Here is a 26,075-nt window from a genome sequence, read left to right as displayed (position 1 = left end):
CTATTAAAATTGCATAAAAAAAGCAGGTTCGCTTGGCTTGGAACGAACCTGTGAAGGAGGAAAACTACATCATGTTTTCACCTATATTATCCAATATTTATCAATTGTCGTCAAGACAAAAAGTTAGACGGAGGAAAATATTTTGACTGAATTGTGTCGTTTTGGCATGTATATCCTTTTTTTGATTGGGGATATTAACCGAAAAAAGAGGTGAAGCCGATGGCATACATTCTTTCAGTTGGAACCAGTCTGCCAAAACATCATGTGGATCAGCAAGCAGCTGCTCAATTTGCAAGGTCTCAATTTAAACGATCGTTTAAAGATATTGATCGGCTATTAAAAGCTTTTAATAATGGCGAAATAGAGAGCAGGCAGTTTGTACAGCCTATTGATTGGTATCAAGAACATCACTCTTTTGAAGAGAAAAACAACCTCTATATCGAAAAAGCATTGGCACATGCGAAAGAAGCCGTTTTTCACTGTCTGCATGAAACAGCGTTCCTTACAATGCCAGTTCCTTTTGATGAGATTGATGCTTTGTTTTTCATCTCCAGTACAGGGTTATCAACACCAAGTCTTGATGCAAAGCTGATGAATGTTCTTCCATTTTCTCCTTATACGAAACGAGTGCCAATTTGGGGGTTAGGATGCGGGGGCGGGGCGGCAGGCTTATCTCGAGCTTATGAATACATCAGGGCGTATCCAGAAGCGAAAGTGCTCGTTGTTGCCTGCGAGCTTTGCAGCCTCACTTTTCAGCCGCAAGATCAATCAAAAAGCAATTTAATTGGAACCTCGCTGTTCGGTGATGGGACTGCGGCCGTTCTTTTAACTGGAGAAAAGGCTGCCTCTAAGTATATGCGGTTAAAAACAGTACCTAAAGTGCTTGGCACGCAGTCAGTGACCATGAAAGATTCTGAGGATGTGATGGGATGGGATTTTACCGCCGACGGATTTCGGGTCATCTTCTCACGTGACATTCCATCCATCATTTCTGGGTGGTTAAAAGAGCAAGTGGATCAATTTTTACATCAGCTAGGGTTTTCAACAGAGGATGTATCCGTTTTTCTTGCTCACCCTGGAGGAAAAAAAGTGATTGATGCCTATCTTGAAAGCTTATCTTTACAAGAGCATCAGCTATTTTCTTCAAAAGAGGTTCTGAAACAGCATGGAAACATGTCCTCTGCCACCGTTTTATATGTCATGAAGCATTTTCTTGAACATCAGTCACTAGATGCAGGACAGGTGGGGCTTTGCGGAGCACTTGGTCCAGGCTTTTCGTCAGAATTATTGCTCATGAAATGGGAGGGGCTCTCGTGATGGTTTTCTGGATAGTGATTGGCATTTTCATTTGTCAGCGCCTCATTGAAGTGCTTGTGGCGAAAAGAAATGAAAAGAAGGTGAAGGCGATTGGAGCAATTGAATTTGGTGCAAGCCATTATCCTTATATGGTCGCTATGCATGCAGCTTTTTTCCTCTCGCTTATTGGAGAGACATGGTTGCTGCATCGTCAACCGTCTTGTTTTTTCCTATTGCTGCTTGTGTTTCTGCTTGCTACCCAGGTGATTCGGTACTGGGCACTATGTTCACTTGGGACGTTTTGGAATACAAAAATCTTAGTCGTTCCAAATGCGATGATTGTGAAAAAGGGGCCGTATCGCTGGTTAAAGCATCCTAACTATGTGGTGGTGGCGATTGAACTGATGTTCATTCCGCTGCTATTTAACGCATTTATTACTGCCATTTTGTTTACGTGTTTAAATGGATGGATGATGATGGTCAGAATTCAAACAGAAGAAAAAGCACTGAATCAGTATTTACTAAATTAATATTGAAAATCATTATCAATTGTGCTACACTTTCATTAATGATAAACATTCTCAATCATGAAGGATGGACGGTGATCACATGACAATGATTTTCTTACTCGGTACGGTCTGTGTATACAGCTTATTGATTGGCTTCGTATTAAAAGGTGTTTCAAAAAAATCTGCTTCCTGATTGCAGTCCATTGCGACTGATCGGGCAGCAGATTTTTTTATTTCCTCAGATGAGAAGAAAAATCTCTTTATTTTGTGTAAAATGGTACACATACATAACTGACTTTTCTAAAAACAAAGGGGTTTATCGTCATGAAAGACTTGTCTATTCGAGATTCGCTCGTTCAAACTACAGGTGCTTTGTATCAAAGCCTTCTGAAAAGGGATGATCACGAGCGCGCAGCCAAACTTGCATCTATTATGAAAAAGGAAGCTGAAGAAGAAGTATATATCGCATTTACCGGCCACTATTCTGCTGGTAAGTCATCACTAGTGAATCATCTTCTTCATGATCACATCCTGCCCACAAGCCCAATTCCAACGAGTGCAAACTTGGTTGTTGTCAGGAAAGGGGTCAGTGAAGTTCAGCTCCATACGTCTGATGGACGTTTTGCAAAAATGAGCGGTTCTTATGATAAAGAAGCGGTGCAGCGTTTTTGTAAAGATGGGGAACAAATTGAGATGGTGGAAATTAGCGGTGATTATAGTGGACTTGAAGAAAAAGTGGCACTCATTGATACACCGGGAATTGATTCAACGGATCATGCGCACTTTTTATCCGCTGCTTCTATTCTTCATCAAGCGGATGCTCTTTTTTATGTCGTTCATTATAACCATGTCCATTCTGAAGAAAACATTCGCTTCATTCGCTCGATTAAGGAGAAAGTGCCCAATCTTTATTTCATCGTCAATCAAGTGGATCGGCATGATGAACAAGAGACAACTTTTGAAAACTACAAAAAACAAGTCGTTGAGATGCTTTTAAAAGAAGGCATTGAAGAAGAACATCTATATTTTACTTCTGTGACGGATGAGGCACACCCAAAAAACGAAATGATCCGTTTAGTGAAGAAACTACAAGAATTACAAACCATGCCTAAAGCATCACTTCGAGCCTATACAGAGCAGAAAATCGAACATGTTTTAAAAGAACATATAGACTCGTTAAAAGAAGAACTGCATGAAGAGGACCTTGATAAGCAGCTTCAAGAAAAAAGGAATGAAGTGAAAGAACTAGAAGAGAAACGCCGATTTATTGAAAATGGTGCAAAGCAGGTAGAAGATGAAGTGTCTTCTGAAGTAGAGAACATCTTAAAAAATGCAAACCTCACGCCATTTAAGATGCGAGAGCTTGCAAGTGACTATATCGAATCAAAAGCACCTGGCTTTAAAGTAGGTTTACTTTTTGCAAAAAATAAAACCGAGCAGGAAAAGGAAAAGCGGGCAAATGATTTCTTAGCAGATGTAAAAAAGAGAATGAAAGCGGAAGTTGACTGGCACATTGCCGAGCTCCTCAAAAAAGAAATAAAACAGCATCAGCTTGGGGAAGCGTTATTAGACAAAGCCATGGCATTTGAGACACCTATTGAAGAATCCCTGCTTGAAAAGGTCATTCACCAAGGGGCAACTTTTTCTAACGAATATGTTCTTCAATATGCTAAAGATGCTGGTGAAGCATTGAAAAGACAGGCGAAACAGCAAGCACTTCAATTGATTGAACAGATGATTGAAACCTTGAAAGACCAGCTCAAGAATGAACAGGAGAAGCAAGAGGAAAAACGGGAGCAAGCGAAACAAGAGCTTCAGAGCCTTGAGGGGTATAACGAAAAAAATGAACAAATAAGACAGGATATTCAGCATTTATGGGATATTTGGCAAAACGGAACGGATGAGCATATCCCAGGCGACTGGTTTTATGCGAAAAAGCAATGGATGCAGCACGACCAACTGGAGAAGAATCGCGCATCAATTCATGTTGAAGAGAGCGATCAAGCTGCTGAACGGACAAAGCGCGATCAATACCGTCAATCGCAGCATTTAACAACAGCACAATCGATTGCACAATTTAAAGAGCTTTCCCGCATTTTATCGCCTTTAGATATTCTAAAGTCTCAAAGAGATTCCTTTGAAAAACGAACAGAACGGCTACAGGCAAAAGAATTTACACTCGCTTTATTTGGCGCTTTTAGTTCTGGAAAATCTTCTTTTGCCAATGCGCTTGTTGGACGGAAGGTGTTACCATCATCTCCTACGCCAACAACTGCAACAATTAACAAACTGACACGACCTACGGAAGATCATCCTCATGAAAGTGTCAAAGTGGTGTTTAAAACCAAGCAGGACATTCTAGAGGAACTCGATCAGATTCTTGGATTTTCGATCACAACAGAAAAAGGAGATTCGTTTAAGGCAAAGCTGGAAAGAGTGCTGAAAAAACGGCAGCTCGAACAGGATCACCGAATCATTGTAGAACATTTTCTACAAGCATATGCCAAGTTTCATGATGACATTGACAACCAAACCAATTTACATGTCACACTTCAAGAATTAAAGCCTTATGTAGCGGAAGAATCTGTTTCTTGTGTGGTGAAGGAAGTGACGGTGTATTTAAGTACACCTCTGACAGATAAAGGGCTGACGATTGTCGATACACCAGGTGCTAGCAGTATGAATAAGCGTCATACAGAAATCGCCTTCCAGTATATGAAGGATGCAGACGCCCTTCTTTATTTAACGTATTATCAGCATTCTTTCTCAAAAGCTGATCGCTCATTTTTACGGAAGCTTGGACTCGTAAAAGATTCCTTTAGCATGGATAAAATGTTCTTTATCATCAATGCAGCTGATTTGGCTAAGGATCAGGCAGAGCTTGAAACCGTATTTGACTATGTACGAAGCGAGCTCACAAAAGAAGGTATCCGCAATCCAAACCTGCATCATGTGTCTAGTAAGGAAGAGATCGAAGGGAAAGAGCCGACATCTTATAATCAATATGCAACACTGAGAAAACAGCTCGACTATTTTATCGAGGAAGAATTAACGAAAGATGCCATTGAACTTTTGCATTTTGAAGCTAGTACATTATGTACAACGGTCGATAGACTACGTGCGACCTTGCATCAATCAGAAGATGAGAAAGAAGCTGAAAAGAAAAACATCAAGACATCCTATGAAGCCATTCTCGAAAAAATGCAAGATGTGAAACGGTCTAAACTTGTGACCGAAAGCGTAAAAAAAGACGTGCATGAACAGCTCTATCATATTGTACAGCGGCTTTCATTATTTGCGAATGATCTATTAAAGTCGGCTTTTTATCCTGGCATATCTCAAGGGAATTTTGGTCAGCAGTTAAAAAAGGCACTTGAGAAAGCGTTAAAGGAGTATGAATTTGAATTTGTGCAGGAGCTCAAGGCACTTGATATCCGAATGGAATCGTTTATCCACCATTATTTCCAGGAGGAGTGGGAAAAAGGGATGCAGGTTGCATGTGCGGAAGATCCTTACTTTTCTCTTAGCCTGTCAGCCCCTGAGGAGAAAAATGCTGAGCTAAAACAAATTGAAGTTGAAGCAGAGATTACACCATTTGAGCCGCTTTTAAAGAAACAAAAATCAGCGAAAGCCTTCTTTGAACAAAATGAAAAGGCTACGTTTATTGAAGCCATTCGAGATGTTCTACATCAAATGACAACACGTTGGGCAGATAACGAAAAAGAAGAGTTGCTGAGCAGATATGAAAAGCTAGTGAAGACCTATACGGAAAGGTACGAACAAGATGCTCTCCAACAGCTCAATGAGCAAAAACAGACATTTATGACGAGCCTTACAACAGATGCTGAAAAACAGGCGGTCATTGAACAAGTTTATGAACAAACAAATGAATGGAAGAACCAGTTGAAAACGATATGATTCATGGTAGACTATATAAAAAAGAAAGCAGTTGATAGACGATGACGAGCGTACACGAAGAAATTTCTGCACATTCACAGAAACAACATGCCCACATCCAATCTTTTCTTGCACTTGAACAAAAAAGAGAGCAGGCGATTGAATCGGCTGTGAAAAAATGTGAACACAATGAACCATTTTCAACAGATGAGATCAACGCCATTACGTCTAAAATGAATGAGCTTGCCCGAGGCGGAATTGTTCCGCTTCGTAAACATGTCACGATTGAGATGGTGGAGGAATACACCCAGCGTAAACAGAAATAAAGAGTAACTTTCTCATTTTTGGTCATCTTAACAAATGAACCAGAAAGGGGAATGATCATGGCAAAAAAGCAAAACGTAAAGCATCAGGAGGAGCGCATGCCGAAGGAAAAAGGCATGCCATCCTACGCAGAAGCGGAAACGAAAAAGATGCAATATGGTAAAAAGTAATCGGGCTGCCTCTTCTTTATCAAAAGAAGAAGGCGCCTTTTTTATGTTCGTTTCGATGTTCTATGATAGAATAGGAGTATTGTTTATAAAAAGGGAGTTTAGATGAATGAATAAACACGTACTACTTGTAGATGGCATGGCACTTCTTTTTAGGTCGTTTTATGCGACGGCTGTCCATCGCAATTTTATGATAAATGATCGTGGTGTGCCGACAAATGGAGTGAATGGGTATTTGAAGCATTTGTTAACAGCTGTCCAAACATTTGAGCCGACTCATATCGTATGCTGCTGGGATATGGGGAGCCAGACATACCGAAACGAATTGTTTCAAGATTATAAAGCCAATCGAGGCGAGGCGCCTGTTGAGCTTATCCCGCAGTTTGATTTAGCAAAAGAGGCGACAGAAGAACTGGGGATCATGAACATTGGTGTGAAAGGTTTTGAAGCAGATGATTGTATTGGAACGCTTGCATCAATCTATCAAAACGAAGCACATGTGACCGTCTTAACAGGAGATAAAGATTTGCTGCAGATCTTGAATGAACAAGTGACCGTGGCTTTAATGCAAAAAGGCATCGGGAATTATAAGCATTATACAAAATCCCTTTTTGAAGAGGAAATGGGCATATCTCCAAAGGCGCTGATTGATATGAAAGCGCTGATGGGTGATTCTAGCGATAATTACCCTGGTGTAAAAGGAATCGGCGAAAAAACAGCGTTGAAATTTATTCAAACGTATCAAACGATTGATCGACTGTTAGAAAATGTTCATGCATTAACGGCAGCTCAGCAAAAGAAAATGCAAGCAGGATTAGAAGATCTGAAGCTTTCTCGTATACTGGCAGAAATTAAATGTGATGTACCACTCAGCTGTCCGATTGACGAAACAAAAATAAAAATGGACCCAGAGCGGGCAGCGGCAATGCTTCGCTTGCATCAAATCAAAGGGATCGAACCAATGGTTAACCGCTTAAGTCAATTAGGAATCAGTTAAGGTTGTTCTTATGCAGAAAAGAAACAAAGGGCTACATGTATTAGCCCTTTGTGTTGCTTTTTTTCGCCTTATTTTCTAATTGCGATATTGGCTGTTTATCTTTTGTTTGCGCATCACCTTGAGGAGTCGTTCCGTTTGTCACGCAGCCTCTGTTCTCTTTATCCAATTCGTATCACCTCACACATTAGCATAACCAAAAGAAAAGCGATTCATCCTTTTGAAAGGTGAATCGCTTTTCTAGCGAGCTGATCAGCCACTTGATTTTCCTTGCTCGGAATCCACTTAATGAAAAATAAATCAAATTCGTTTTGAAGCTGCAGCATTTCTTCGATAAAATGACGAAAAGATGGATTTTTGGCAAATCCTGCATTGGCTGCACGATCCACTACTTGTGAATCAGTGCGGAATGAAACGGTCCGTAATCCTTTTTCTACGCAAATTTTCATGCCTTCAATGAGCGCGGAAAACTCTGCTTCATGATTGCTCATGATGCCAAGAGGAATGGAGAAAGACTCAGCTTTTCCGTCATATTTCAAGAAAATGCCGATGCCAGATGGACCTGGGTTTCCGGCACTAGCACCGTCAATATATATTTCAGCTGGCAATTTATTTCCCCCTTTCATCAATCGGAACCATTTTTTTCGCCGCATAGGCATAAGGTGTGCCAATGGCAGCGACGATAAATTTAATCACATAAGTCGTGATGAAAATTTCGATCCATATATGGAATGGGTAGGTCCCAAGAAAGGCAATGGTTGTAAAAACGAGTGTATCAAGTAGCTGGCTAATCATTGTACTCCCCGCATTTCGCAGCCAGAGCGCACCGTCTGAAGGAAATATCCGGCGAATAAACGAATATACATAAACATCTAACATTTGACTGATGATATAAGCAGCAAGACTACCAAGAGCGACCCTTGGCATAAAGCCAAATATCGTTTCTAATGATGATTGGGAAATGTCAGATGGAGCGGGATGGAAAAGCAAAGCCTCCTGCATGACAACAGTTAATGTTAAAAGGGTGGCAAAGCCAATCCAGACAGCTTTTTTCGCTTCGGTTTGTCCATATTTTTCATTGAGGACGTCCGTTGCAAAGAACACACTGCCATATAAAATGTTGCCAAGTGTTGCCGTTAAGCCAAATAATTCAACGGTTTTGACCACTTGTAAATTGGCAGCAACTGTTGCAAAACCAATCCAGACGAAAAGCCCCATCTTGCCAAATCCTTTATAAAATAGAAGAACAATGATAAAATTAATGATCGCAAATAAGATCCAAATACCTTCATTAAACAAGTGACATGAACTTCCTTTCTAAATGTAAAATGTAACTTTTTGATTATAGCATAACGAACGTTTACCTTAAAAGTATGGGAAGGCGATGTGATCAATGAAACTAAGAGCGCACTATACAATGAAAGTGAAATCGATTGGGTCCATTGCTTTTTTCCAAGAAGATTGGATGGAGCTCAAAGAGGCCTTGCTTTTAGCAAAACATATAGACAAAAAAGAACCGCAGTCACTTCTATCATTTGAAGATGAAAAGGGTGCGATGTGGTCGATGAAAGAACTTGAAAAGCTAAACGAAGAACTTAGGCTTGAACCCGATCAGCTTCAGGTCTATTTTGATGCGAGTTTTCGCAAAGAAACAGGTGATGCTGGGCTTGGAATTGTCGTGTATTATCAGCTCGGACAGGATGCATACCGGTTAAGGAAGAATCACCCTTTTCAGAGCACCACGAACAATGAGGCAGAGTATGCGGCTTTATTTGAAGCGGTAAAAGCTTTAAAAGAACTGGGAGCCAGCAGAAACTCTGTTACGATTAGAGGAGATTCTCTTGTTGTGATGAATCAGCTCAAAGGGGAATGGCCTTGTTATGATGATATACATAACAAATGGCTCGACCGAATTGAGGCTGCGATCAAAGAGCTGAAGCTCACGCCAACATATGAAGTCATCGATCGTAAACAAAATGCAGAAGCAGATCAGCTTGCCAGACAGATACTTGCAGACGTCCCTATCGAAAGTAAGTTGAAATTAGAAGCAGACGGAGCTGAATAAAGTGGATAAAAAAACAGCAGTAAAAGAATTAACAGATCTTCAAGACACGTATTGTTCAGATTGCTTGATTAAAAAGCACTTTCGTAAAGAATTTGGCAAAAAATACGCCCACTCCTTTTGTATACAGCAATGCACGGTAGGAGAGAAGATCAAACAATACGGGAATGAATTACTCAAAAAATAAGCGTACACTCCGGTTTTCCCCTAGATGTATCACGCGTTCACGAAAAAAAAACGAATAGAATGTGTAAAAAAAGAACATATTCTGAAAAATGAGCCGATATAACTATAGAAAGTTTTGGTTGAGTTACTTTTTGACTAAGTGACGGATAATAGAGGAAAAGGGGAAGGCCGGCATGGATAATAAGGATTTTGAAACGGTATTACATCGGACATTTCAAGAGGTGTACAGTGATCTAGAGCAACTGGTAGATGTAGCAAAGAAGGGAAGACCTTTTCTCGAAAAAGATATCTCTGAAATTGAACAAAGATTAAAGCAAAATATTTTAGCGATTGAAATTCAGCTGAAAATCAAATAAGAGAGGCATACGCCTCTCTTTATTTTGTCGTTTCATCATTGATTGAGTTGATTAGATTTTTGTTACGTTTGCAGCTTGAGGTCCACGATTACCTTCAACGATTTCAAAAGAAACTTCTTGTCCTTCTTCTAGAGATTTGTAACCGTCACCTTCGATAGCTGTGAAGTGAACGAATACGTCGTCTCCGCCTTCAACTTCAATGAAGCCGAAACCTTTTTCATTATTGAACCATTTTACTTTACCGTTTTGCATATTGCTTTTTCCTCCTAGTACTGTAGCACACCTTTCGGCATACTAAAAAAAATTTTTCATCACCTAACGACTTAAGAAGTTGTTAAATGATGGTTCCACTATACACCATCAAAAGTAAAGCGTCAAGCAGGCAAGCCAAATTTTGAGCAGAATGTTTGATTTTTTTGTTTTTTTAGTGAATGACATTTATCTATAAAACGTCCTAATCTCATGAAACCTAACGTATAACTTGTCCGTATATAGTAAAAATACAGAAAGAGGTGCGTCATGAATCGTTACACAATTGAGGAGTTTGTTCAGAATACGCAGCAAGAAGACAAAGGGGAAGGGGTTTTTGAACTTGAAACACCAAGATTGTTAGAAATTAATTTAACGGATACCATTTGGGCAAAAACAGGCTCCATGGTTTCATATCGCGGGAAAATAAAGTTTGAACGTGAAGGTGTGTTTGAACACGGTGTGTCAAAGATGTTCAAAAAAATGTTATCAGGAGAAGGAACTTCTTTGATGAAGGCCACAGGTGATGGGAAATTATATGTAGCAGACCAAGGGAAAAAAATCTCGATTCTTCGATTGGCTCAAGGGGAGTCTATTTTCGTTAATGGAAACGACTTGCTCGCATTTGAACCGTCTGTTCGGTGGGATATTAAATTAATGAAAAAGGTGTCTGGCATGCTTGCAGGCGGATTATTTAATGTCAAACTTGAAGGACCAGGTCTTGTGGCAATCACAAGTCATTACGAACCGCTGACGCTGATTGTTCAGCCAGGTGATTCTGTTTATACAGATCCGAATGCGACGGTCGCATGGTCAGGAGATTTACAGACTGAATTTGTGACAGATGTATCGTTCAAAACGTTTATTGGCAGGGGAAGCGGAGAGTCCATTCAAATGAAGTTTAGCGGAAGCGGCTTTGTTGTCGTGCAGCCGTTTGAAGAAGTGTATACAACGAATGGGAATCAAGGTTAAAAGAAGAAAGGTGTCCGTCATTGACGGACACCTTTTTATGATAATGCTTGAGCATACGATTTGTTGCTCATGATCAGATCTGATTGTTCGACGATATCTTCTAAAATGGTTTGAGAAGACTGTTTTAAGTGTAATTTTTTGATGTTTTGTTTCATGGATTCTAATTTTTCTTCGTCTTGCAACAAGTTGGTGACAGATTCTAAAATGTCTTCGTGTCTGTTGATGACAATGGCAGCACCGTAATCTTCAAAGAAAAGAGCATTTTCTTTTTCTTGTCCTGGAACAGGTTTGTAAAGAATAACTGGGACACCAATTGCTGTTGCTTCTGTTAATGTAATTCCGCCCGGTTTTGTAATCATACAGTCCGTTACTCTGAACAATTCATCAATTTGTTCCACATATCCAAGCGCCTTCAATTGATTTGGGTGTGCTTGTTCAAGTTCGCTAAGCGATTGCTTCAGCGCTGCATTCTTACCGCACACAACAACAATTTGTACTTCACTGTCAAGAAGTAGTGCTTCACACAGTTCCTTCACATTTTTTAGTACACCATGGGCACCCGCCATAATGAGAAGGACTTTTTTGTCTGATGATAATCCATATTTTTTATAGATGATCGATTTAGGCACGTCTACTTCAAATTGTGGTCTAATCGGAATGCCTGTTACCTTGACATCGCTTGGATGTGTGCCGATTTCTACTAGCTTTTGTTTCACATAATCGGTTGCAACATAGTATCGGTCAATGTTTTCATGTACCCAAATTTTATGAAGACAAAAGTCTGTCATCACATTAAATGTTGGAATGACTTTACCTGTTTTGTTTCGGTATTCAGGTACAACAATCATCGGGAATGTAATGATGATGATATCCGGATTGTGTAATTGAATTAATTCATCTAGACGCTTATTTCCCATCTTTAAATAAATGTTAAATTTGCGTTTATTGTAAATTTTATCTACACCGTAATAAAACAAGCGATAAAATTGTTTCCCAATGGAGAAGCTCTTTAAATATAAATATTGAGTCACTTCGGACACAATGGGATTTGATTCTTGATACAAATTAGAAACTATCACATGTTCAAACCCTTGGGATTTGCATTCATCATACAGTGTTTTTGCAACCTGCATATGTCCATTTCCATAATTTGCGGTCAAGATTAATATTTTTTTATTGGTATTCAAGAATATTCACCTCAAATGTAATCAACAACAACAAAACTTCGAACGAAACTATAAATCTCATAGGTCTACATATACATAAAGATAACATATAAACAGCGAGAGCATATCATTCGTTACGAAAGAATTAAACTAATTTTAAAAAACAAACAGACTAAATTGATAATGGAAGACAGAGCCATTTGTATTTTAACACATTTTAAGCATTTATCATCAGACTACAGTCTATTTTATTCCCACACATATGGTGTTTCTTGATAAACATAGTAATTAAGCCAATTCATAAACAGCAAAGTAGCATGGGCTTTCCAGCGGTTCACTGGAACTAATGTGTCTCCATCTTCGATGAAATAGTGGACGGGTTTTTTGACTGTATCATGTTTCAACAAATCTCTTTCATATTCCTGCTTCAATGTATCTGTATCGTATTCAGGATGTCCAGTTAAAAATACTTGTTTATCATCATCTGAAACAATTAAACAAACACCAGCTTCCTCAGACGTGCTCAATACTTTTAGATTCGGCGTGTTTTTTAATTGTTCTGTATTAATATCTGTATGCCTAGAATGTGGGACATAGTATACTTCATCGAAACCTCTTACTAATCTTTCTTTTTTCTCTTTGACAAGATGCTCAAAAACACCGAATTTTTTCTCTGGAAGCTTGATTTTTTCAATGCCATAATGATGATAAAGACCAGCCTGTGCCCCCCAGCATATATGGAGAGTAGACGTCACATTCGTTTTACTCCAGTCCAAAATGTCCTGCAGTTCTTTCCAATAGGAAACTTCATCGAAAGCTAAATGCTCAATTGGTGCACCTGTAATGATCATGCCATCAAATTTTTTATGGCGAATCGAGTCAAAGGTCGTATAAAATTCATCTAGATGCTCTCTCGATGTATTCTTCGGTGTATGTGTACTTGGAATCAAAAATGTAAAATACACTTGCAAAGGAGAATTTCCGAGCATTCTCAGCAGCTGCGTTTCAGTTTGTATTTTTTTTGGCATTAAATTTAAGATCACGATATTCAAAGGACGGATATCTTGTTTGAATGCCCTTGTCTCATCCATGACGAAAATGTTTTCGCTCTCTAGTATTTGTTTTGCCGGCAGATGAACTGGTATGTTAATAGGCAACTCGCCACCCCCTGAACCAAAGCTAATTTCACTTCATTATAGGAACTTTCTGGCGATATTTCAATGTTTCAATTATGTTACAATGAAAAATAGAGCAAAAAAGAAAGCTGTTTCTGTCAAAAAAGGAGGCCATTAATCATGATCACAAAGCATTTATCAGATATTGACATTGCCCAAAAGGCAAAGCTGAGACCGATTCAAGACATCGCAGCAAAATTACAAATACATGACGAAGAATTAGAATGCTATGGTTTCACAAAAGCGAAAATATCTTTGACTATTTTTGACCGTTTGAAGGAACAAAAAGAAGGAAATGTGATTCTTGTGACTTCGATCAACCCAACGCCAGCAGGTGAGGGGAAGTCCACCGTAACAGTTGGCCTCGGTCAAGCCTTCGAGAAAATCGGGAAAAAAGCGATCATTGCCATGCGTGAACCTTCACTAGGTCCCACAATGGGTATTAAAGGTGGTGCAGCTGGCGGCGGATATTCACAGGTGTTGCCTATGGAAGAAATCAATCTTCATTTCACAGGGGATTTTCATGCGATTACATCTGCACATAACGCTTTATCTGCTTTTATTGATAATCATATCCATCACGGAAATGAGCTTGGGATCGACGCACGCCGAATTGTATGGAAACGAGTGTTAGATTTAAACGATCGTGCTCTAAGACAAGTGGTCGTAGGACTTGGCGGTCAATTAAATGGGTACCCTAGAGAAGATGGGTTTGATATTACGGTTGCATCCGAAATGATGGCCATCCTCTGTTTAGCAGACGACTTAACCGATCTAAAAAAACGTCTTTCTTCTATTGTTGTTGCCTACAATCAAGAAGGTGAACCGGTCACAGTTGGAAATCTAGGATATGAAGGCGTATTAACCTTGCTTTTAAAAGATGCGCTGAAACCAAACCTTGTTCAAACGATTGAAGGAACTCCAGCCCTTGTTCATGGTGGTCCTTTTGCCAATATTGCACATGGATGCAATAGTTTAATTGCCACAAAAATGGCGGCAAAACTAGCAGATTACGTCGTAACAGAAGCGGGATTTGGTGCAGACCTCGGCGCGGAAAAATTTCTTCACATCAAAACAAGAGCCGGTGATTTTAAACCAGGCGCTGTTGTCATTGTAGCAACTGTCAGGGCGCTTAAAATGCATGGCGGAATGCAGAAAACAGAGCTCAAGGAAGCAAATGCACAGGCTGTATTAGAAGGTATACATAATTTAGAGAAACATATTGAAACAGTGCAAGCCTTCGGTCTACCATACATCGTTGCAGTGAACCGTTTTATTACCGATACAAAAGAAGAAATTCAAGCAATAGAAAACTGGTGCGAGACGAATAGACATCCAGTCAAAGCCGTCAATGTATGGGAAGAAGGAGGAGCTGGCGGCGTAGCACTTGCCGAAGAGCTCACGACACTCATTGAAAAGAATGAAAACAGCTTTTCTTATTTATATGAGGAGCAAGATTCCATTGAAGAAAAGTTGTCAAAAGTCGCCAAAGTGGTTTATGGTGCAGACGGCATCAACCTTACATCAAAAGCAAGAAAGCAGCTAGCTGCAATTGAGAAAAATGGCTGGGCCCATTTGCCGGTTTGTATGGCAAAAACGCAATATTCACTATCGGATGATCCGGCTTTAATCGGCAGACCAAAAGGCTTTACCGTTACGATTCGAGAGTTAAAACCATCTGTAGGAGCAGGTTTTATCGTTGCACTAACGGGAAGCATCCTGACCATGCCAGGTCTCCCTAAAAAACCTGCGGCACTTGAGATGGATTTATTAGAAGACGGCAGTGTGACTGGACTCTTTTAGCAGGAAGCATAAAAAGCGATTTTCTAAAAGAAGCATGTTACGATAGGAAAAAGTGAATCCTAGGAGGCTATGAGATGTCAATTTATGATATTCAGGTCAAGACCATTAACGGTCAGGAAAAATCAATGGCAGATTACAAAGGGAAAGTACTGATCATCGTGAACACAGCGAGCAAATGTGGACTGACCCCTCAATTTAAACAATTACAAGAGTTATACGATCAATATCATGAAAAGGGCCTTGAAATTTTAGGATTTCCGTGCAATCAATTTATGAATCAAGAGCCAGAAGGGGAAGAAGCAATTCAAGAATTCTGTTCGTTAAACTATGGTGTGACCTTCCCGATGTTTGCAAAAGTAGATGTCAATGGTGACAATGCGCATCCGCTTTTCAAATACTTAACGAGTCATGCGAAAGGTGTGCTTGGTACAAAAACGGTGAAATGGAATTTTACAAAATTTATCGTTGACCAAAACGGAGAAGTGACTGAACGATTCTCTCCTAAAACACCACCAAAAGAATTAGAAAGCTCCATTATCGCTCTTTTGGAGAAATAAGCATGTATTCGAGTAAGCAGCAAGAACAATTGGAGGCAGCTGCCTCCTTTGTTTCAAAACAGCTAAAGAATGAACCGACTGGACACGATGAAGCTCATATCAATCGTGTTCGCCAGCTTGCCGTCCATATTGCACAACAGGAGGGCGGGTCGCTTTTTGTCATTGAAATGGCAACGATTGTCCATGATGTAATTGATGACAAGCTGTCTAGTGAATGGAAGCTTTCACCGCATGATCTTAAGCAGCAGCTCCTTTTGTGGGAAGTGGACATGCGAGATATTCGCTATATCATGGATATCATTACAACGATGTCTTTTCGTCACCGGCATATGCAACATAAGCCAGTGACATTAGAAGGGGCCATTGTTCAAGATGCAGATCGACTGGATGCAATAGGTGCAACCGGAATTGCAAGGGTGTTTACATATGCAGGTGCAAAAGGGGAGCCTCACTATACAGAGGGTGCTCACCAAGGCACAGTACTTTTGCATATGCAAGAAAAGCTGCTTCAATTAAAAGACTTGATGAACACACGTGCTGGAAAGCAGCTGGCTCATGAGCGACATGAGTTTATGTGTCTATTTATTAAGACATGGAAAGAAGAATGCGGCCTTACAGATGAGTAGGGTCTTTATGTGTGTAAGGAGGATGTATAGATGAAAATAACTGCCATAGAACCAACGCCAAGCCCGAATACAATGAAAGTCATTTTGACAGAAGCGCTTGCAGGCGGTAAAAGCAATAACTACAAAAAAGATCAAAAAGACGAAGCGCCAGAGATGATTAAGCGCATTTTAACCATTGAAGGTGTAAAAGGTGTTTACCATGTAGCCGATTTCTTAGCGGTTGAGCGTAATGCGAAATTTGACTGGCAAGGTATTTTACAGCAAGTCAGAGAAGCCTTTGGACAAGAAACAGAAGGGCTTCAGGGAGCATCGCAGTCAGGTGATGACACATTTGGAGAAGTCAAAGTGTTTGTTCAAATGTTTAATGGGATTCCGATGCAGGTGAAGCTGACAGACGGTGAAAGAGAAGAACGATTTGGAATGCCTGAACGTTTCCAGGCAGCGATTTTAAAGCTAAGAAGCAGTTCAGATAATGTTGTATTTGAACGTGTGTGGAAAGAACATGGCGTACGTTTTGGAGAATTTGCTGATATCGGTCAAGAAGTCACAGAAGAGCTGCAAGCTGCATATGACGACGAGCGTTTATCCCGTTTAACAGAGGCAGTGAAGGAAGGTCAAGAGGCTGTAGATAAACAAGTGAATCGAAAAGCATACGATGTGACAGAAGAGATGTTGCGCGATGAAGATTGGAAGAAACGTTTTGCTCATTTAGAGCAAATGCAGCCAGAGAAAAAAGATATACCTGTTTTAATGAAAGCGATGGAGGATCCAAAAACATCGATTCGCAGACAAGCTGTTGTGAATGCTGGCATGATTGAAGATCCAGACATTTTGCCTATTTTGTATAAAGGGCTTGAAGATAAAACAGTGACAGTTAGAAGAACTGCAGGAGATTGTATTTCGGATCTTGGTGATCCTAGTGCGATTGAAGCGATGATCAAAGCCTTAAAGGACCCAAGTAAGCTTGTCCGCTGGCGTGCGGCCATGTTCCTTTATGAAGAAGGTGACGAAACAGCACTAGAAGCTTTAAAAGAAGCGGAGCAGGACCCTGAATTTGAAGTCAGTCTTCAAGTGAAAATGGCCATCGAACGAATTGAGCACGGAGAAGAAGCAAAAGGCTCTGTGTGGAAGCAAATGACAGAAAGTAGAAAAAATGCATCAGAATCATAAGAAAGACGAGCAGGCTGCCAATAAAAGGCAGCTTGTTTTCTGAAAATGGCTTTTTTATTGGCAGAAAAATTTTTTTAGAAAAATTATTTTGAATATTGTTGAAATATGAGAAAAAACTCTATATAGTAGTACCAATATAGAATATTGGAGGTCAGATTTTATGACACAATCCTTGCTGAGCACTTGCTTCAGCAGAGAAATCAGTCACTATCTATTATAGGTGGCTAAATAAACAGAAAATTTGTAAAATAAAATGAACTCAAAATCATACAGTCAACAAGACTAGTAGTATAGGAGGCTTTTTAAACAGATGGCAGAACTTCGCAGTAATATGATTAAACAAGGAATTGACAGAGCACCTCACCGAAGCTTACTAAGAGCAGCTGGGGTAAAAGATGAGGATTTTGGCAAACCGTTTATTGCCGTATGTAATTCCTATATTGATATTGTCCCAGGGCATGTCCATCTTCAGGAATTCGGAAAAATTGTGAAAGAAGCCATTCGTGAAGCTGGCGGTGTTCCATTTGAATTCAATACAATTGGGGTAGATGATGGTATTGCGATGGGGCATATTGGGATGAGATATTCATTGCCAAGCCGTGAAATCATTGCTGATTCAGTAGAGACCGTGGTGTCTGCACACTGGTTTGATGGCATGGTTTGTATTCCGAACTGTGATAAAATCACGCCAGGTATGATGATGGCTGCCATGCGTGTGAATATCCCAACGGTATTTGTCAGTGGTGGACCGATGGAAGCTGGGAGAACAAGTGATGGCAGAAAAATTTCTCTTTCTTCTGTCTTTGAAGGCGTAGGCGCATACCAATCAGGGAAAATTAATGAAGAGGAATTAAACGAATTAGAGCAATTTGGCTGTCCAACATGCGGATCTTGTTCTGGTATGTTTACAGCAAACTCAATGAACTGTTTAGCAGAGGCGCTAGGGATTGCTCTTCCTGGAAATGGAACCATTTTGGCGACTTCACCAGAACGAAGAGAATTTGCGAAGAAGTCAGCAAAACAATTGATGGAGCTGATCAAAAAAGACATTAAACCACGTGATATTGTCACCGAAAAAGCGATTGATAACGCATTTGCTTTAGATATGGCACTTGGTGGTTCAACCAATACAGTTCTTCATACATTGGCGATTGCAAATGAAGCAGGCGTTGAATATTCACTTGAACGTATCAATGAAGTCGCAGAACGTGTGCCTCATTTATCGAAACTTGCTCCAGCTTCAGATGTTTATATTGAAGATTTACATGAAGCTGGCGGAGTGACCGCTGCACTAAATGAATTGTCCAAAAAAGAGGGGGCTCTTCATTTAGATACCATGACCGTCACAGCGAAAACGTTAGGCGAGAACATCGCGGGGCATGAGGTAAAAGATTATAACGTCATTTATCCAATTGACAAGCCATTTACTGAAAAGGGCGGTTTAGCCGTTTTATTTGGAAACCTTGCGCCAGATGGAGCGATCATTAAAACAGGCGGTGTACAAGACGGCATTACGCGTCATGAAGGACCTGCGATCGTATTTGAATCCCAAGAGGAAGCACTTGAAGGAATCATTAATCGAAAAGTAGAAGCAGGACATGTTGTCATTATTCGTTATGAAGGACCTAAAGGCGGTCCAGGCATGCCTGAAATGCTTGCACCAACTTCACAAATTGTTGGAATGGGACTTGGTCCAAAGGTTGCTTTAATTACAGACGGACGATTCTCCGGTGCTTCTCGCGGATTGTCTATTGGACACGTTTCTCCAGAGGCAGCAGAAGGCGGCCCGCTTGCCTTTGTTGAAAATGGTGATCATGTCGTTGTTGATATCGAAAAACGCATTTTAAGTGTAGATGTCCCGGAAGAAGAATGGGAAAAAAGAAAAGCAAACTGGAAAGGCTTTGAGCCAAAAGTAAAAACAGGTTACCTTGCCAGATACTCAAAACTTGTGACATCAGCCAATACAGGCGGAATCATGAAAATTTAATGTGAAATTGAACATTTGAAAATTGGCTCTCTCTATAGTATCCTTTATTCACAACATAAGGATTATAGAGGGGGCTTTTTTATGTCAATGGCATATGAAGAATATATGCGTCAGCTCGTCGTACCAATGCGCCAAGAACTGACAAGTGCAGGGTTTCAAGAATTGACGACTGAAGAAGAAGTAGAAAAAACGATGCAGGAAGCAGAAGGAACAACATTTGTTGTCGTCAATTCCGTATGCGGATGTGCTGCCGGTTTAGCACGCCCTGCTGCTACTCAAGCTGTCATGAAAGCAGAAAAAGCACCAGATCGAATGGTGACGGTCTTTGCTGGTCAGGACCGGGAAGCAACGGCTAAAATGAGAGAATACTTCACAGGTGAGGAGCCATCTTCTCCATCTATGGCACTTTTAAAAGGAAATGAACTCGTTCATTTTATCCCGCGTGACGAAATTGAAGGTCATGAAATGGAAGATATTATGAAGAACGTCTTATCTGCATTTGAAAAACATTGCTAATACAAATGTTGAAATGTCCTGTGATCCATCAGGGCATTTTTTCTTGATTATGATGGAGGAAGTCATGCTCATTACAACAAGCTTTAGAGCAAATGAACAAACAATTGAAACGGCAAAGGCCCTCGCAAAGGACTTGCATGGTGAGTATATCGAGCGGCGCAAACAATCTGTCAAACAGCTTGCGATCAAGCGGGGGGATGTACTGGTTGTTGGGAAAGAACGATTTGAATGGTATCAGCCAAATGGCGAAAAGTTCTTTTTCCATCCAAGCTCAGCGATGTTTAGGGTGAAGCGGGTTCTGCGAGGGGAAAAAGATCCATTAATAGAAGCAGCACAATTAAAGCCGGGCGATTCCTTTTTAGATTGTACGCTTGGCTTAGGATCTGATGCGATTACCGCAAGCAGCGCTACAGGAGCCAATGGAAAAGTGGCCGGTATTGAAAAAAATCCGATGACGGCATTGCTTGTTCGAGAAGGACTCAGCACTTGGGAAACGGGTGTGGAAGAGGCAGACGAAGCGATGAAACGGATATCTGTCATCAGCGGGGATAGTATTGAGCAGTTAAAGAAGCTCCCTGATCGATCCTATGATATCGTCTATTTTGACCCGATGTTTGAAGAAACCATACAAGAGTCTGCTAGTATGATGCCGCTTCGTCATGCAGCTGAGCATCATTTTGACCATGAAACCGCTGTGAAAGAAGCAATGAGAGTGGCTAGAAAAAGAGTGGTTTTAAAAGATCATTGGAAAAGCACACGATTTACCACTGATTCCTATCAATTTCAGGTGATGAAACGTAAAACCGCCCAATTCCATTACGGATATATCTCAATAGAAGAAGACAAATCAACAAAACTTTAATCACTCTTAACAATTAAAAAAGCCCTATTTCAGGGCTTTTAATCGGTGATCTCCATATAGACAAAATAAAATAACGTCAGCAAGGAAGCTGTGATGAAAAAACCTTCAAGCATATCCATTCCTCCCAAATTTTAGTCGTTGTTACTGTCATTGTAAACGTTTTATCATGAAAAAGAAAGTCTCAACTCAATGACCAAATTGAATGACTGAAAATTCATTATATGCTAGAATAGCAGTATGATAACTTATGGAAGGAATTAGATATCATGAAAATGTGGATGAGAAAAACGCTCGTTGCACTCTTTACGATTGCGACTTTTGGTTTAATCTCTCCTCCATCAGCTTTGATGACAGACAAGCCATCTGAACTTTCTTCATCTGATAAATCACCTTATACAGCAGTTTATGATACATCAGATGATACGCGCAGCTGGGAATTATCGCAAGAAGACAACAAAGAGCGGGTAGACCCCTTTGAGCAATATAAGCAAGAGGTTCTATCAAGTGCAGAAAACCAATCCTTTCTCAAATTTGGTCGTAAAATCACACCTGTCATTGAGGACGAGTATAGAGAAGAGATTCAACCAAAAATTGAACAAGTGTTAACCGACTTTTTAACAAATTTCAAAGATGACGAAAAATTTCAAGATGTTGTTTTAACTGATCAGCCTTCAAGCGGAAATGGGGAAAAAATCTTCCACATTTATAATAGAAAGACTGGAGAAGATTTGCTTCGTTTTCATGTCAGGAGAGATCAGCCGCCTCACAGCGGATATTGGTTTAACTTTCACTACCATACAGCAGAAGATGGATTCCAGACGCATCATGAACTCGGTAATATTTACTGGGATAAAAACACCCCGCCGAGCTGGATGAGCCACTAGAAGGAGATGTCATGCCAATTGAAAAAGTATACAATGAACGAAATGGTTCGCATTACAAAACAGATGTTAAACGAGCGTGGAGTAAAAATAGAAGATATTGCACACATTGTGCTGAAACTCCAAGAGAAATACAACCCAAATCTTCCACTTAGTGTCTGCATTGAAAATGTTGAAAAAGTGCTGAATAAAAGGGAAATTGTCCACGCAGTTTTGACAGGACTTGCTCTTGATCAGCTGGCAGAAAAAAAGCTTTTGCCAGAACCTTTGCAGCATTTAGTTGAAACAGATGAACCGCTATATGGAATTGATGAGATTATTCCGCTTTCCATTGTCAATGTATATGGATCAATCGGTTTGACCAACTTCGGTTATCTAGACAAAGAGAAATTTGGTATTATTAGAGAATTAGATGAAGGTCGTCCTGGTGAAGTACACACCTTCCTCGATGACCTTGTCGCTGCGCTTGCCGCTGCAGCAGCAAGTCGCATAGCTCACTCTCACCAAGATATTAAGGACGAAGAGCAGGATCGAGTGAATCAAGCATAAAAAAAACATGTCTGCTCATCTTGCAGACATGTTTTTTTGGTTTCAACAAAAGCAGAAATAAGGTAAACTACAACAAGAACATAAATAAAGGATGAAAAAAATGAAACAATACAAAGAGTTATGCCGTCATGTATTACAGCACGGGGATGAAAAAGGTGACAGAACAGGAACAGGCACTATCAGCACGTTCGGTTACCAAATGAGATTTGATTTACAGGAAGGGTTTCCTTTATTAACAACAAAGAAATTACACCTGAAATCAATCATTCATGAGTTACTGTGGTTTTTAAAAGGTGATACAAATGTCAAATATCTTCAAGAAAATGGTGTCCGTATTTGGAATGAATGGGCAGATGAAAATGGAGAGCTAGGGCGTGTGTATGGTGCGCAGTGGAGATCATGGGCGAGTGGAGACGGAGAGACAGTAGATCAGATCAGCAAGCTGATCCATGATATTGAGAATCATCCTAATTCGAGAAGATTGATTGTCAGTGCGTGGAATCCAGGAGAAATTGATCAGATGGCGCTGCCTCCTTGTCATTGCTTGTTTCAATTTTACGTATCAAACGGTAAATTATCGTGCCAGCTCTATCAACGTTCGGCAGATATCTTTTTAGGTGTGCCTTTTAATATTGCTTCGTATGCACTTCTAACGATGATGATTGCCAAAGTGACAAACCTTGAGCCAGGAGAGTTTATTCATACGCTAGGAGATGCTCATATTTATCAAAATCATCTTCCGCAGGTCAAAATGCAATTAGAGCGTGAGGAGCGCACACTTCCGCAGCTTCGCATCACTAGAGATGTCAAAAGTATTTTTGATTTTACGTTTGATGATTTTGTGCTTGAGAACTATGATCCACATCCGCATATTAAAGGAGAAGTCAGTGTATGATTTCCATGATAGTGGCGACAGGAAAAGACAGAGTCATTGGCAAAGATAATCAAATGCCTTGGCATTTACCCGCTGATTTAGCGTATTTTAAAAAAGTCACAAGTGGCCATACCATTGTCATGGGCAGAAAAACGTTTGAATCAATTGGACGAGCACTGCCTAACCGCCGGAATATCGTGTTAACCACAAGTTCTTCTTTTCAAGCTGAAGAATGCGAGGTAGTTCATTCAATCGATGATATTTTAACCATTGCGAAGACCGAGGAAGAATTATTGATCATTGGCGGGTCTAAGCTGTATGAGGAAATGATGCCATACGCAGATCGCCTATATATCACGCACATTCATCATTCATTTGAAGGCGACCGTTTCTTCCCTTATTACGATGAAGAGAATTGGACGGTTGTATCACGTGAAAAAGGCCATCGTGACGAAAAAAACCCCTACAATTATGAATTTGTCGTCTATGACAGAAAAGAAGGATAAGTGAGTAGGAGGAGTACGGTTGTTTCGTTATTGGTTTTTAACGATTTATGTTGTTGTATCCTTTTTTAAAAGTATAAGGCATTTGTATGATCATGAATTAACGGATCCACGCATTTCCTATACGAAACGAATGCATCTCATCCATGAGCATGCAAAAAGGTTTGCCAGAGGGTGTATTGATCAATCAGGGTCGGTCATGACCATTCATCAGCAAAAAAAGCTGCCAGATGGTCCTGTTATTTATGTCACAGAAGCACATCACCCAGTGACGACGACATTGCTGATTGGTCACTTAGAGAAGCCATTTGCTTTTATGGCAAAACCGCATCTGTTTCGCTATCCCATCTTAAAACAATGGTTGAAGAAGATGGCGGTGATCAAGCAGAATCAATCTGATGAGGCGTTATTAGAAGAAGCAAGAGAAAGAGTTCTATCTGGCCAGAGTCTGTTGCTTTCTGAACAGTATCGTGTCATGGCAGAAACGCTTGCTGAAGAATGTAACTGCTCACTTGTTCCGGTTGAAACAAGCGGCACAGACCGTCTTTTAACAGGGAAGATCGTCAAAAGACTTCGTCCAGTTAATGTCGATATCCATATAAAAGCACCGGTCAAGATGAGTGATTACGCACAAAAGCGCGCATAGAAAAAACCAGCATCCGAGTGTGGATGCTGGTTTTTTGATCATGCTGGGATGTTGACGCAATAAAATAGAATGCAGAAGAACATGGATGCACTTCCGCCGAGAACAAAGCTGTGCCAAATCGCATGATGATAGGGAATTTTCCGCCAAATATAAAAGATCGTTCCGACTGAATACAAAATACCGCCTAATAGTAAGAGGCTGAATCCAGCTCCTGTTAATTGAACGTACAGAGGTTTAATTGCGATGATAATCATCCAGCCCATTAATAAATAAACAAGGGTGGATACAATGATAAACCGTTTGACGAAAAAGATTTTAAAAACGATACCGCCTGCAGCAAGCGCCCATACGATTGCAAGAAGAGTATAGCCAAGTGCGCCTTTTAATGGGCCAAGCAAAAATGGCGTATATGTACCAGCAATCAATACATAAATCGCAGAGTGGTCAAGGATTTCAAATACATCTTTTGTTTTTTTGTGCCGAATGCTATGAAGCAAAGTAGAGCTTAAATAAAGCAGCAGCATCGACGCGCCAAATATCGAAAAGCTAATAATGTCAGTGACAGTGCCGTATTGAACAGCGAATAAAACGAGAAAAACAATGGCGGGAATGGATAAAATGACGCCAATGCCATGTGTAATTGCGTTGGCAATTTCTTCTTTTACAGTAAACAATGGATGTCCTCCTTTATTGAACCGGTATATAACCATCAAGCGACTTCAGAAATGAGAGACCTTCAAGTGTAATCTTCGTTCCAGCTCTGCCTTTCCCTTTTGTCACATAGGCTTTTTTCTCAAGATCATCTAATCGACTCCTGACTTGCTGAGGGGTCAGCGGGATGTCGCCTTGTTTGCTTAACTCAGACAAGATACGTCTGCTGGCTGCTTCTCCTTTTTCATTTAGAGACTTAATGGCTTCGAGTAAGAAAACAAATTCTTGTTTCTCCATAAGCGTGAGCTGGTGTTCTTCTTTTTTTCCTTTACCAGCTGTTTGTTGAGGTAATAATACAAAAGGTGGCAAGTGATGCAAGAAAACTGTTTGCCCTTCGAGAATCGCGGCTGCATAATGAACGATATTTTTGAGCTCCTGGACATTCCCTTCAAACGAATATTGCTGTAAGACTTCCCACACACTTGAGTCGATATCAGGCGTCATGTTCAGTTCTTGAAAGAAAGCAGCGGTTAAAATAGGAATATCTGTTTTTCGATCTTCTAAAGGCGGGAGAGGGATATGAAGCACATTGAGCCGATAAAACAGCTCAGGTAAAAAACTGGACAAAACGCTCATCGCCTCTAATGATAAAGACGAAGAAGCAATAATTTTTGTTGCAGGAGAAACTTCGAGAAAACGAATGACCTGATGCTGCATAGGAATACTGAGTGCGCTGACTTCGTCTAAATAAAGCACATGATTTGCCGCATGAGTAAATGTTTCCTGCAAAGTCACTTCATCTACAATGGGGCAATAGATATATTTCATCGAAGCCTGCGCAGCAAATGAATGGGCCATTTCTTGTGCAAAGCGTGATTTGCCTGTTCCAATTTCACCTGTGATCAACACAGGCTGATCGTTTTTCGTGAATTGTTTTGCCAAATGAATGGCGTGTTTTATATCTTGGTGTTCTCCATATATATTAGCAAACGGATGTGTGGTCATCGAGCGATTCCTTTCTTTTGGTTCTAATTGGTTTTATTATAACACCCAATTAGAACAAATGTATAGAAAAACGAAAAAGTTCATGAAATTTA

Annotated in this window: 30 protein-coding genes; 22 read left to right on the top strand and 8 right to left on the bottom strand. The window is 40.2% G+C overall.

Features of this window, described 5'->3' with window-relative positions; all coding sequences use genetic code 11:
* Window positions 1-219 precede the first annotated feature (219 nt).
* The 6 genes from NSQ17_RS10260 to NSQ17_RS10235 all read left to right on the top strand — a co-directional run bounded on the left by NSQ17_RS10260 (window position 220) and on the right by NSQ17_RS10235 (window position 7,190).
* Window positions 220-1,317: a 3-oxoacyl-[acyl-carrier-protein] synthase III C-terminal domain-containing protein gene (locus NSQ17_RS10260; protein WP_338703394.1), complete on the top strand. Its 1,098-nt coding sequence runs from the start codon at window positions 220-222 to the stop codon at window positions 1,315-1,317.
* Window positions 1,317-1,826 carry an isoprenylcysteine carboxylmethyltransferase family protein gene (locus NSQ17_RS10255; RefSeq protein ID WP_342467405.1) on the top strand — a complete coding sequence of 170 codons (510 nt, stop codon included), beginning with the start codon at window positions 1,317-1,319 and terminating at the stop codon, window positions 1,824-1,826. Before NSQ17_RS10260 ends, NSQ17_RS10255 begins: the two co-directional genes overlap by 1 nt.
* Window positions 1,827-1,890: 64 nt before the next feature.
* Complete coding sequence (fbpC, locus tag NSQ17_RS10250; RefSeq protein WP_306172627.1) at window positions 1,891-1,998, top strand: Fur-regulated basic protein FbpC; 108 nt, start codon at window positions 1,891-1,893, stop codon at window positions 1,996-1,998.
* A gap of 131 nt (window positions 1,999-2,129) precedes the next feature.
* Window positions 2,130-5,723, top strand: a complete 3,594-nt coding sequence (locus NSQ17_RS10245; RefSeq protein ID WP_342467404.1) for a dynamin family protein — start codon at window positions 2,130-2,132, stop codon at window positions 5,721-5,723.
* 41 nt (window positions 5,724-5,764) lie between these two features.
* Window positions 5,765-6,028 (top strand): YpbS family protein, encoded by a 264-nt coding sequence (locus NSQ17_RS10240; protein WP_008346351.1) that lies wholly within the window; start codon window positions 5,765-5,767, stop codon window positions 6,026-6,028.
* A gap of 274 nt (window positions 6,029-6,302) precedes the next feature.
* Window positions 6,303-7,190 (top strand): 5'-3' exonuclease, encoded by an 888-nt coding sequence (locus tag NSQ17_RS10235; RefSeq protein ID WP_340936817.1) that lies wholly within the window; start codon window positions 6,303-6,305, stop codon window positions 7,188-7,190.
* A gap of 40 nt (window positions 7,191-7,230) precedes the next feature.
* On the opposite strand, the gene NSQ17_RS10230 is transcribed toward NSQ17_RS10235, so the two are convergent.
* From NSQ17_RS10230 to NSQ17_RS10220, 3 genes are read right to left on the bottom strand one after another with little or no spacing between them, the layout of a single operon-like run.
* Window positions 7,231-7,356 carry a small, acid-soluble spore protein L gene (locus NSQ17_RS10230; RefSeq protein ID WP_342467403.1) on the bottom strand — a complete coding sequence of 42 codons (126 nt, stop codon included), beginning with the start codon at window positions 7,354-7,356 and terminating at the stop codon, window positions 7,231-7,233.
* A gap of 43 nt (window positions 7,357-7,399) precedes the next feature.
* Window positions 7,400-7,795, bottom strand: coding sequence for a reverse transcriptase-like protein (locus NSQ17_RS10225; protein ID WP_079919900.1), 396 nt, complete (start codon window positions 7,793-7,795; stop codon window positions 7,400-7,402).
* Window position 7,796: 1 nt separating this feature from the next.
* Window positions 7,797-8,486, bottom strand: a complete 690-nt coding sequence (locus NSQ17_RS10220; protein ID WP_007500834.1) for a queuosine precursor transporter — start codon at window positions 8,484-8,486, stop codon at window positions 7,797-7,799.
* A gap of 94 nt (window positions 8,487-8,580) precedes the next feature.
* On the opposite strand from NSQ17_RS10220, the gene NSQ17_RS10215 reads away from it, so the two are divergent.
* The 3 genes from NSQ17_RS10215 to NSQ17_RS10205 all read left to right on the top strand — a co-directional run bounded on the left by NSQ17_RS10215 (window position 8,581) and on the right by NSQ17_RS10205 (window position 9,791).
* The gene (locus NSQ17_RS10215) at window positions 8,581-9,252 is read left to right on the top strand and encodes a ribonuclease H family protein (protein ID WP_047946658.1); all 672 of its coding nucleotides are present in this window, start codon (window positions 8,581-8,583) and stop codon (window positions 9,250-9,252) included.
* Between the two features lies 1 nt (window position 9,253).
* Window positions 9,254-9,436 (top strand): zinc-finger domain-containing protein, encoded by a 183-nt coding sequence (locus tag NSQ17_RS10210; RefSeq protein ID WP_008346366.1) that lies wholly within the window; start codon window positions 9,254-9,256, stop codon window positions 9,434-9,436.
* Between the two features lie 172 nt (window positions 9,437-9,608).
* The gene (locus NSQ17_RS10205; RefSeq protein ID WP_008346368.1) at window positions 9,609-9,791 is read left to right on the top strand and encodes a hypothetical protein; all 183 of its coding nucleotides are present in this window, start codon (window positions 9,609-9,611) and stop codon (window positions 9,789-9,791) included.
* Between the two features lie 51 nt (window positions 9,792-9,842).
* On the opposite strand, the gene cspD is transcribed toward NSQ17_RS10205, so the two are convergent.
* A complete protein-coding gene (gene cspD / locus NSQ17_RS10200; protein ID WP_003215784.1) occupies window positions 9,843-10,043 on the bottom strand; it encodes a cold-shock protein CspD in 201 nt (66 codons plus the stop codon).
* 267 nt (window positions 10,044-10,310) lie between these two features.
* Here cspD and NSQ17_RS10195 point away from each other — a divergent pair, with 267 nt between their 5' ends.
* Window positions 10,311-11,012, top strand: coding sequence for an AIM24 family protein (locus NSQ17_RS10195; protein WP_007500832.1), 702 nt, complete (start codon window positions 10,311-10,313; stop codon window positions 11,010-11,012).
* Window positions 11,013-11,047: 35 nt separating this feature from the next.
* Here the strand turns inward: NSQ17_RS10195 and NSQ17_RS10190 are convergent, their stop codons facing one another.
* Both NSQ17_RS10190 and metA read right to left on the bottom strand, forming a co-directional pair.
* Complete coding sequence (locus NSQ17_RS10190) at window positions 11,048-12,199, bottom strand: diglucosyl diacylglycerol synthase (protein WP_007500831.1); 1,152 nt, start codon at window positions 12,197-12,199, stop codon at window positions 11,048-11,050.
* A gap of 227 nt (window positions 12,200-12,426) precedes the next feature.
* Window positions 12,427-13,335: a homoserine O-succinyltransferase gene (gene metA, locus NSQ17_RS10185; protein ID WP_342467402.1), complete on the bottom strand. Its 909-nt coding sequence runs from the start codon at window positions 13,333-13,335 to the stop codon at window positions 12,427-12,429.
* A gap of 138 nt (window positions 13,336-13,473) precedes the next feature.
* On the opposite strand from metA, the gene NSQ17_RS10180 reads away from it, so the two are divergent.
* The 12 genes from NSQ17_RS10180 to NSQ17_RS10125 all read left to right on the top strand — a co-directional run bounded on the left by NSQ17_RS10180 (window position 13,474) and on the right by NSQ17_RS10125 (window position 24,327).
* On the top strand, window positions 13,474-15,156 hold the full coding sequence (locus NSQ17_RS10180) for a formate--tetrahydrofolate ligase (protein ID WP_342467401.1): 1,683 nt from the start codon (window positions 13,474-13,476) through the stop codon (window positions 15,154-15,156).
* A gap of 74 nt (window positions 15,157-15,230) precedes the next feature.
* Window positions 15,231-15,713 (top strand): glutathione peroxidase, encoded by a 483-nt coding sequence (locus tag NSQ17_RS10175; RefSeq protein WP_007500827.1) that lies wholly within the window; start codon window positions 15,231-15,233, stop codon window positions 15,711-15,713.
* Window positions 15,714-15,715: 2 nt separating this feature from the next.
* Window positions 15,716-16,339, top strand: coding sequence for an HD domain-containing protein (locus NSQ17_RS10170; protein ID WP_342467400.1), 624 nt, complete (start codon window positions 15,716-15,718; stop codon window positions 16,337-16,339).
* Window positions 16,340-16,369: 30 nt separating this feature from the next.
* Window positions 16,370-17,509 carry a conserved virulence factor C family protein gene (locus tag NSQ17_RS10165; RefSeq protein ID WP_251211158.1) on the top strand — a complete coding sequence of 380 codons (1,140 nt, stop codon included), beginning with the start codon at window positions 16,370-16,372 and terminating at the stop codon, window positions 17,507-17,509.
* Between the two features lie 310 nt (window positions 17,510-17,819).
* On the top strand, window positions 17,820-19,496 hold the full coding sequence (gene ilvD / locus NSQ17_RS10160; RefSeq protein WP_007500822.1) for a dihydroxy-acid dehydratase: 1,677 nt from the start codon (window positions 17,820-17,822) through the stop codon (window positions 19,494-19,496).
* Window positions 19,497-19,577: 81 nt separating this feature from the next.
* A complete protein-coding gene (locus NSQ17_RS10155) occupies window positions 19,578-20,012 on the top strand; it encodes a BrxA/BrxB family bacilliredoxin (RefSeq protein WP_008346384.1) in 435 nt (144 codons plus the stop codon).
* A gap of 64 nt (window positions 20,013-20,076) precedes the next feature.
* Entirely contained in the window at window positions 20,077-20,874 is a 798-nt protein-coding gene (locus tag NSQ17_RS10150; protein WP_173408080.1) for a class I SAM-dependent methyltransferase, read from the top strand.
* Between the two features lie 266 nt (window positions 20,875-21,140).
* Window positions 21,141-21,758, top strand: coding sequence for a YpjP family protein (locus tag NSQ17_RS10145; protein WP_024718552.1), 618 nt, complete (start codon window positions 21,141-21,143; stop codon window positions 21,756-21,758).
* A gap of 18 nt (window positions 21,759-21,776) precedes the next feature.
* Window positions 21,777-22,304, top strand: a complete 528-nt coding sequence (locus tag NSQ17_RS10140; protein WP_008346387.1) for a phosphatidylglycerophosphatase A — start codon at window positions 21,777-21,779, stop codon at window positions 22,302-22,304.
* 100 nt (window positions 22,305-22,404) lie between these two features.
* Window positions 22,405-23,199, top strand: a complete 795-nt coding sequence (locus NSQ17_RS10135) for a thymidylate synthase (RefSeq protein WP_017367468.1) — start codon at window positions 22,405-22,407, stop codon at window positions 23,197-23,199.
* Window positions 23,196-23,684: a type 3 dihydrofolate reductase gene (folA, locus tag NSQ17_RS10130; RefSeq protein WP_340959495.1), complete on the top strand. Its 489-nt coding sequence runs from the start codon at window positions 23,196-23,198 to the stop codon at window positions 23,682-23,684. Before NSQ17_RS10135 ends, folA begins: the two co-directional genes overlap by 4 nt.
* 19 nt (window positions 23,685-23,703) lie before the next feature.
* A complete protein-coding gene (locus NSQ17_RS10125; protein WP_035703293.1) occupies window positions 23,704-24,327 on the top strand; it encodes an acyltransferase in 624 nt (207 codons plus the stop codon).
* 38 nt (window positions 24,328-24,365) lie between these two features.
* Here NSQ17_RS10125 and NSQ17_RS10120 read toward each other — a convergent pair whose 3' ends face one another.
* Together NSQ17_RS10120 and NSQ17_RS10115 are read right to left on the bottom strand one after the other, a co-directional pair.
* Window positions 24,366-25,001 carry a hemolysin III family protein gene (locus tag NSQ17_RS10120; protein WP_039165595.1) on the bottom strand — a complete coding sequence of 212 codons (636 nt, stop codon included), beginning with the start codon at window positions 24,999-25,001 and terminating at the stop codon, window positions 24,366-24,368.
* A 13-nt stretch (window positions 25,002-25,014) separates the two neighbouring features.
* The gene (locus NSQ17_RS10115) at window positions 25,015-25,983 is read right to left on the bottom strand and encodes a sigma 54-interacting transcriptional regulator (protein ID WP_342467399.1); all 969 of its coding nucleotides are present in this window, start codon (window positions 25,981-25,983) and stop codon (window positions 25,015-25,017) included.
* Between the last annotated feature and the right edge of the window lie 92 nt (window positions 25,984-26,075).

Source organism: Bacillus sp. FSL W8-0629 (assembly GCF_038593225.1).
Classification (GTDB): Bacteria; Bacillota; Bacilli; order Bacillales; family Bacillaceae; genus Bacillus; species Bacillus altitudinis.
The sequence above is the reverse complement of the archived record's forward strand: the minus strand, read 5'-3'. Positions and strand labels throughout refer to the sequence as shown.

Coding starts and splice junctions, on each gene's coding strand:
- NSQ17_RS10175 (WP_007500827.1), top strand. CDS start 15,231: ATGTCAATTTATGATATTCAGGTCAAGACCATTAACGGTCAGGAAAAA.
- NSQ17_RS10195 (WP_007500832.1), top strand. CDS start 10,311: ATGAATCGTTACACAATTGAGGAGTTTGTTCAGAATACGCAGCAAGAA.
- NSQ17_RS10245 (WP_342467404.1), top strand. CDS start 2,130: ATGAAAGACTTGTCTATTCGAGATTCGCTCGTTCAAACTACAGGTGCT.
- NSQ17_RS10165 (WP_251211158.1), top strand. CDS start 16,370: ATGAAAATAACTGCCATAGAACCAACGCCAAGCCCGAATACAATGAAA.
- NSQ17_RS10170 (WP_342467400.1), top strand. CDS start 15,716: ATGTATTCGAGTAAGCAGCAAGAACAATTGGAGGCAGCTGCCTCCTTT.
- ilvD (WP_007500822.1), top strand. CDS start 17,820: ATGGCAGAACTTCGCAGTAATATGATTAAACAAGGAATTGACAGAGCA.
- NSQ17_RS10150 (WP_173408080.1), top strand. CDS start 20,077: ATGCTCATTACAACAAGCTTTAGAGCAAATGAACAAACAATTGAAACG.
- NSQ17_RS10155 (WP_008346384.1), top strand. CDS start 19,578: ATGTCAATGGCATATGAAGAATATATGCGTCAGCTCGTCGTACCAATG.
- NSQ17_RS10255 (WP_342467405.1), top strand. CDS start 1,317: ATGGTTTTCTGGATAGTGATTGGCATTTTCATTTGTCAGCGCCTCATT.
- folA (WP_340959495.1), top strand. CDS start 23,196: ATGATTTCCATGATAGTGGCGACAGGAAAAGACAGAGTCATTGGCAAA.
- NSQ17_RS10145 (WP_024718552.1), top strand. CDS start 21,141: ATGAAAATGTGGATGAGAAAAACGCTCGTTGCACTCTTTACGATTGCG.
- NSQ17_RS10180 (WP_342467401.1), top strand. CDS start 13,474: ATGATCACAAAGCATTTATCAGATATTGACATTGCCCAAAAGGCAAAG.
- NSQ17_RS10215 (WP_047946658.1), top strand. CDS start 8,581: ATGAAACTAAGAGCGCACTATACAATGAAAGTGAAATCGATTGGGTCC.
- NSQ17_RS10240 (WP_008346351.1), top strand. CDS start 5,765: ATGACGAGCGTACACGAAGAAATTTCTGCACATTCACAGAAACAACAT.
- NSQ17_RS10135 (WP_017367468.1), top strand. CDS start 22,405: ATGAAACAATACAAAGAGTTATGCCGTCATGTATTACAGCACGGGGAT.
- NSQ17_RS10115 (WP_342467399.1), bottom strand. CDS start 25,983: ATGACCACACATCCGTTTGCTAATATATATGGAGAACACCAAGATATA.
- NSQ17_RS10260 (WP_338703394.1), top strand. CDS start 220: ATGGCATACATTCTTTCAGTTGGAACCAGTCTGCCAAAACATCATGTG.
- cspD (WP_003215784.1), bottom strand. CDS start 10,043: ATGCAAAACGGTAAAGTAAAATGGTTCAATAATGAAAAAGGTTTCGGC.
- NSQ17_RS10205 (WP_008346368.1), top strand. CDS start 9,609: ATGGATAATAAGGATTTTGAAACGGTATTACATCGGACATTTCAAGAG.
- fbpC (WP_306172627.1), top strand. CDS start 1,891: ATGGACGGTGATCACATGACAATGATTTTCTTACTCGGTACGGTCTGT.
- NSQ17_RS10235 (WP_340936817.1), top strand. CDS start 6,303: ATGAATAAACACGTACTACTTGTAGATGGCATGGCACTTCTTTTTAGG.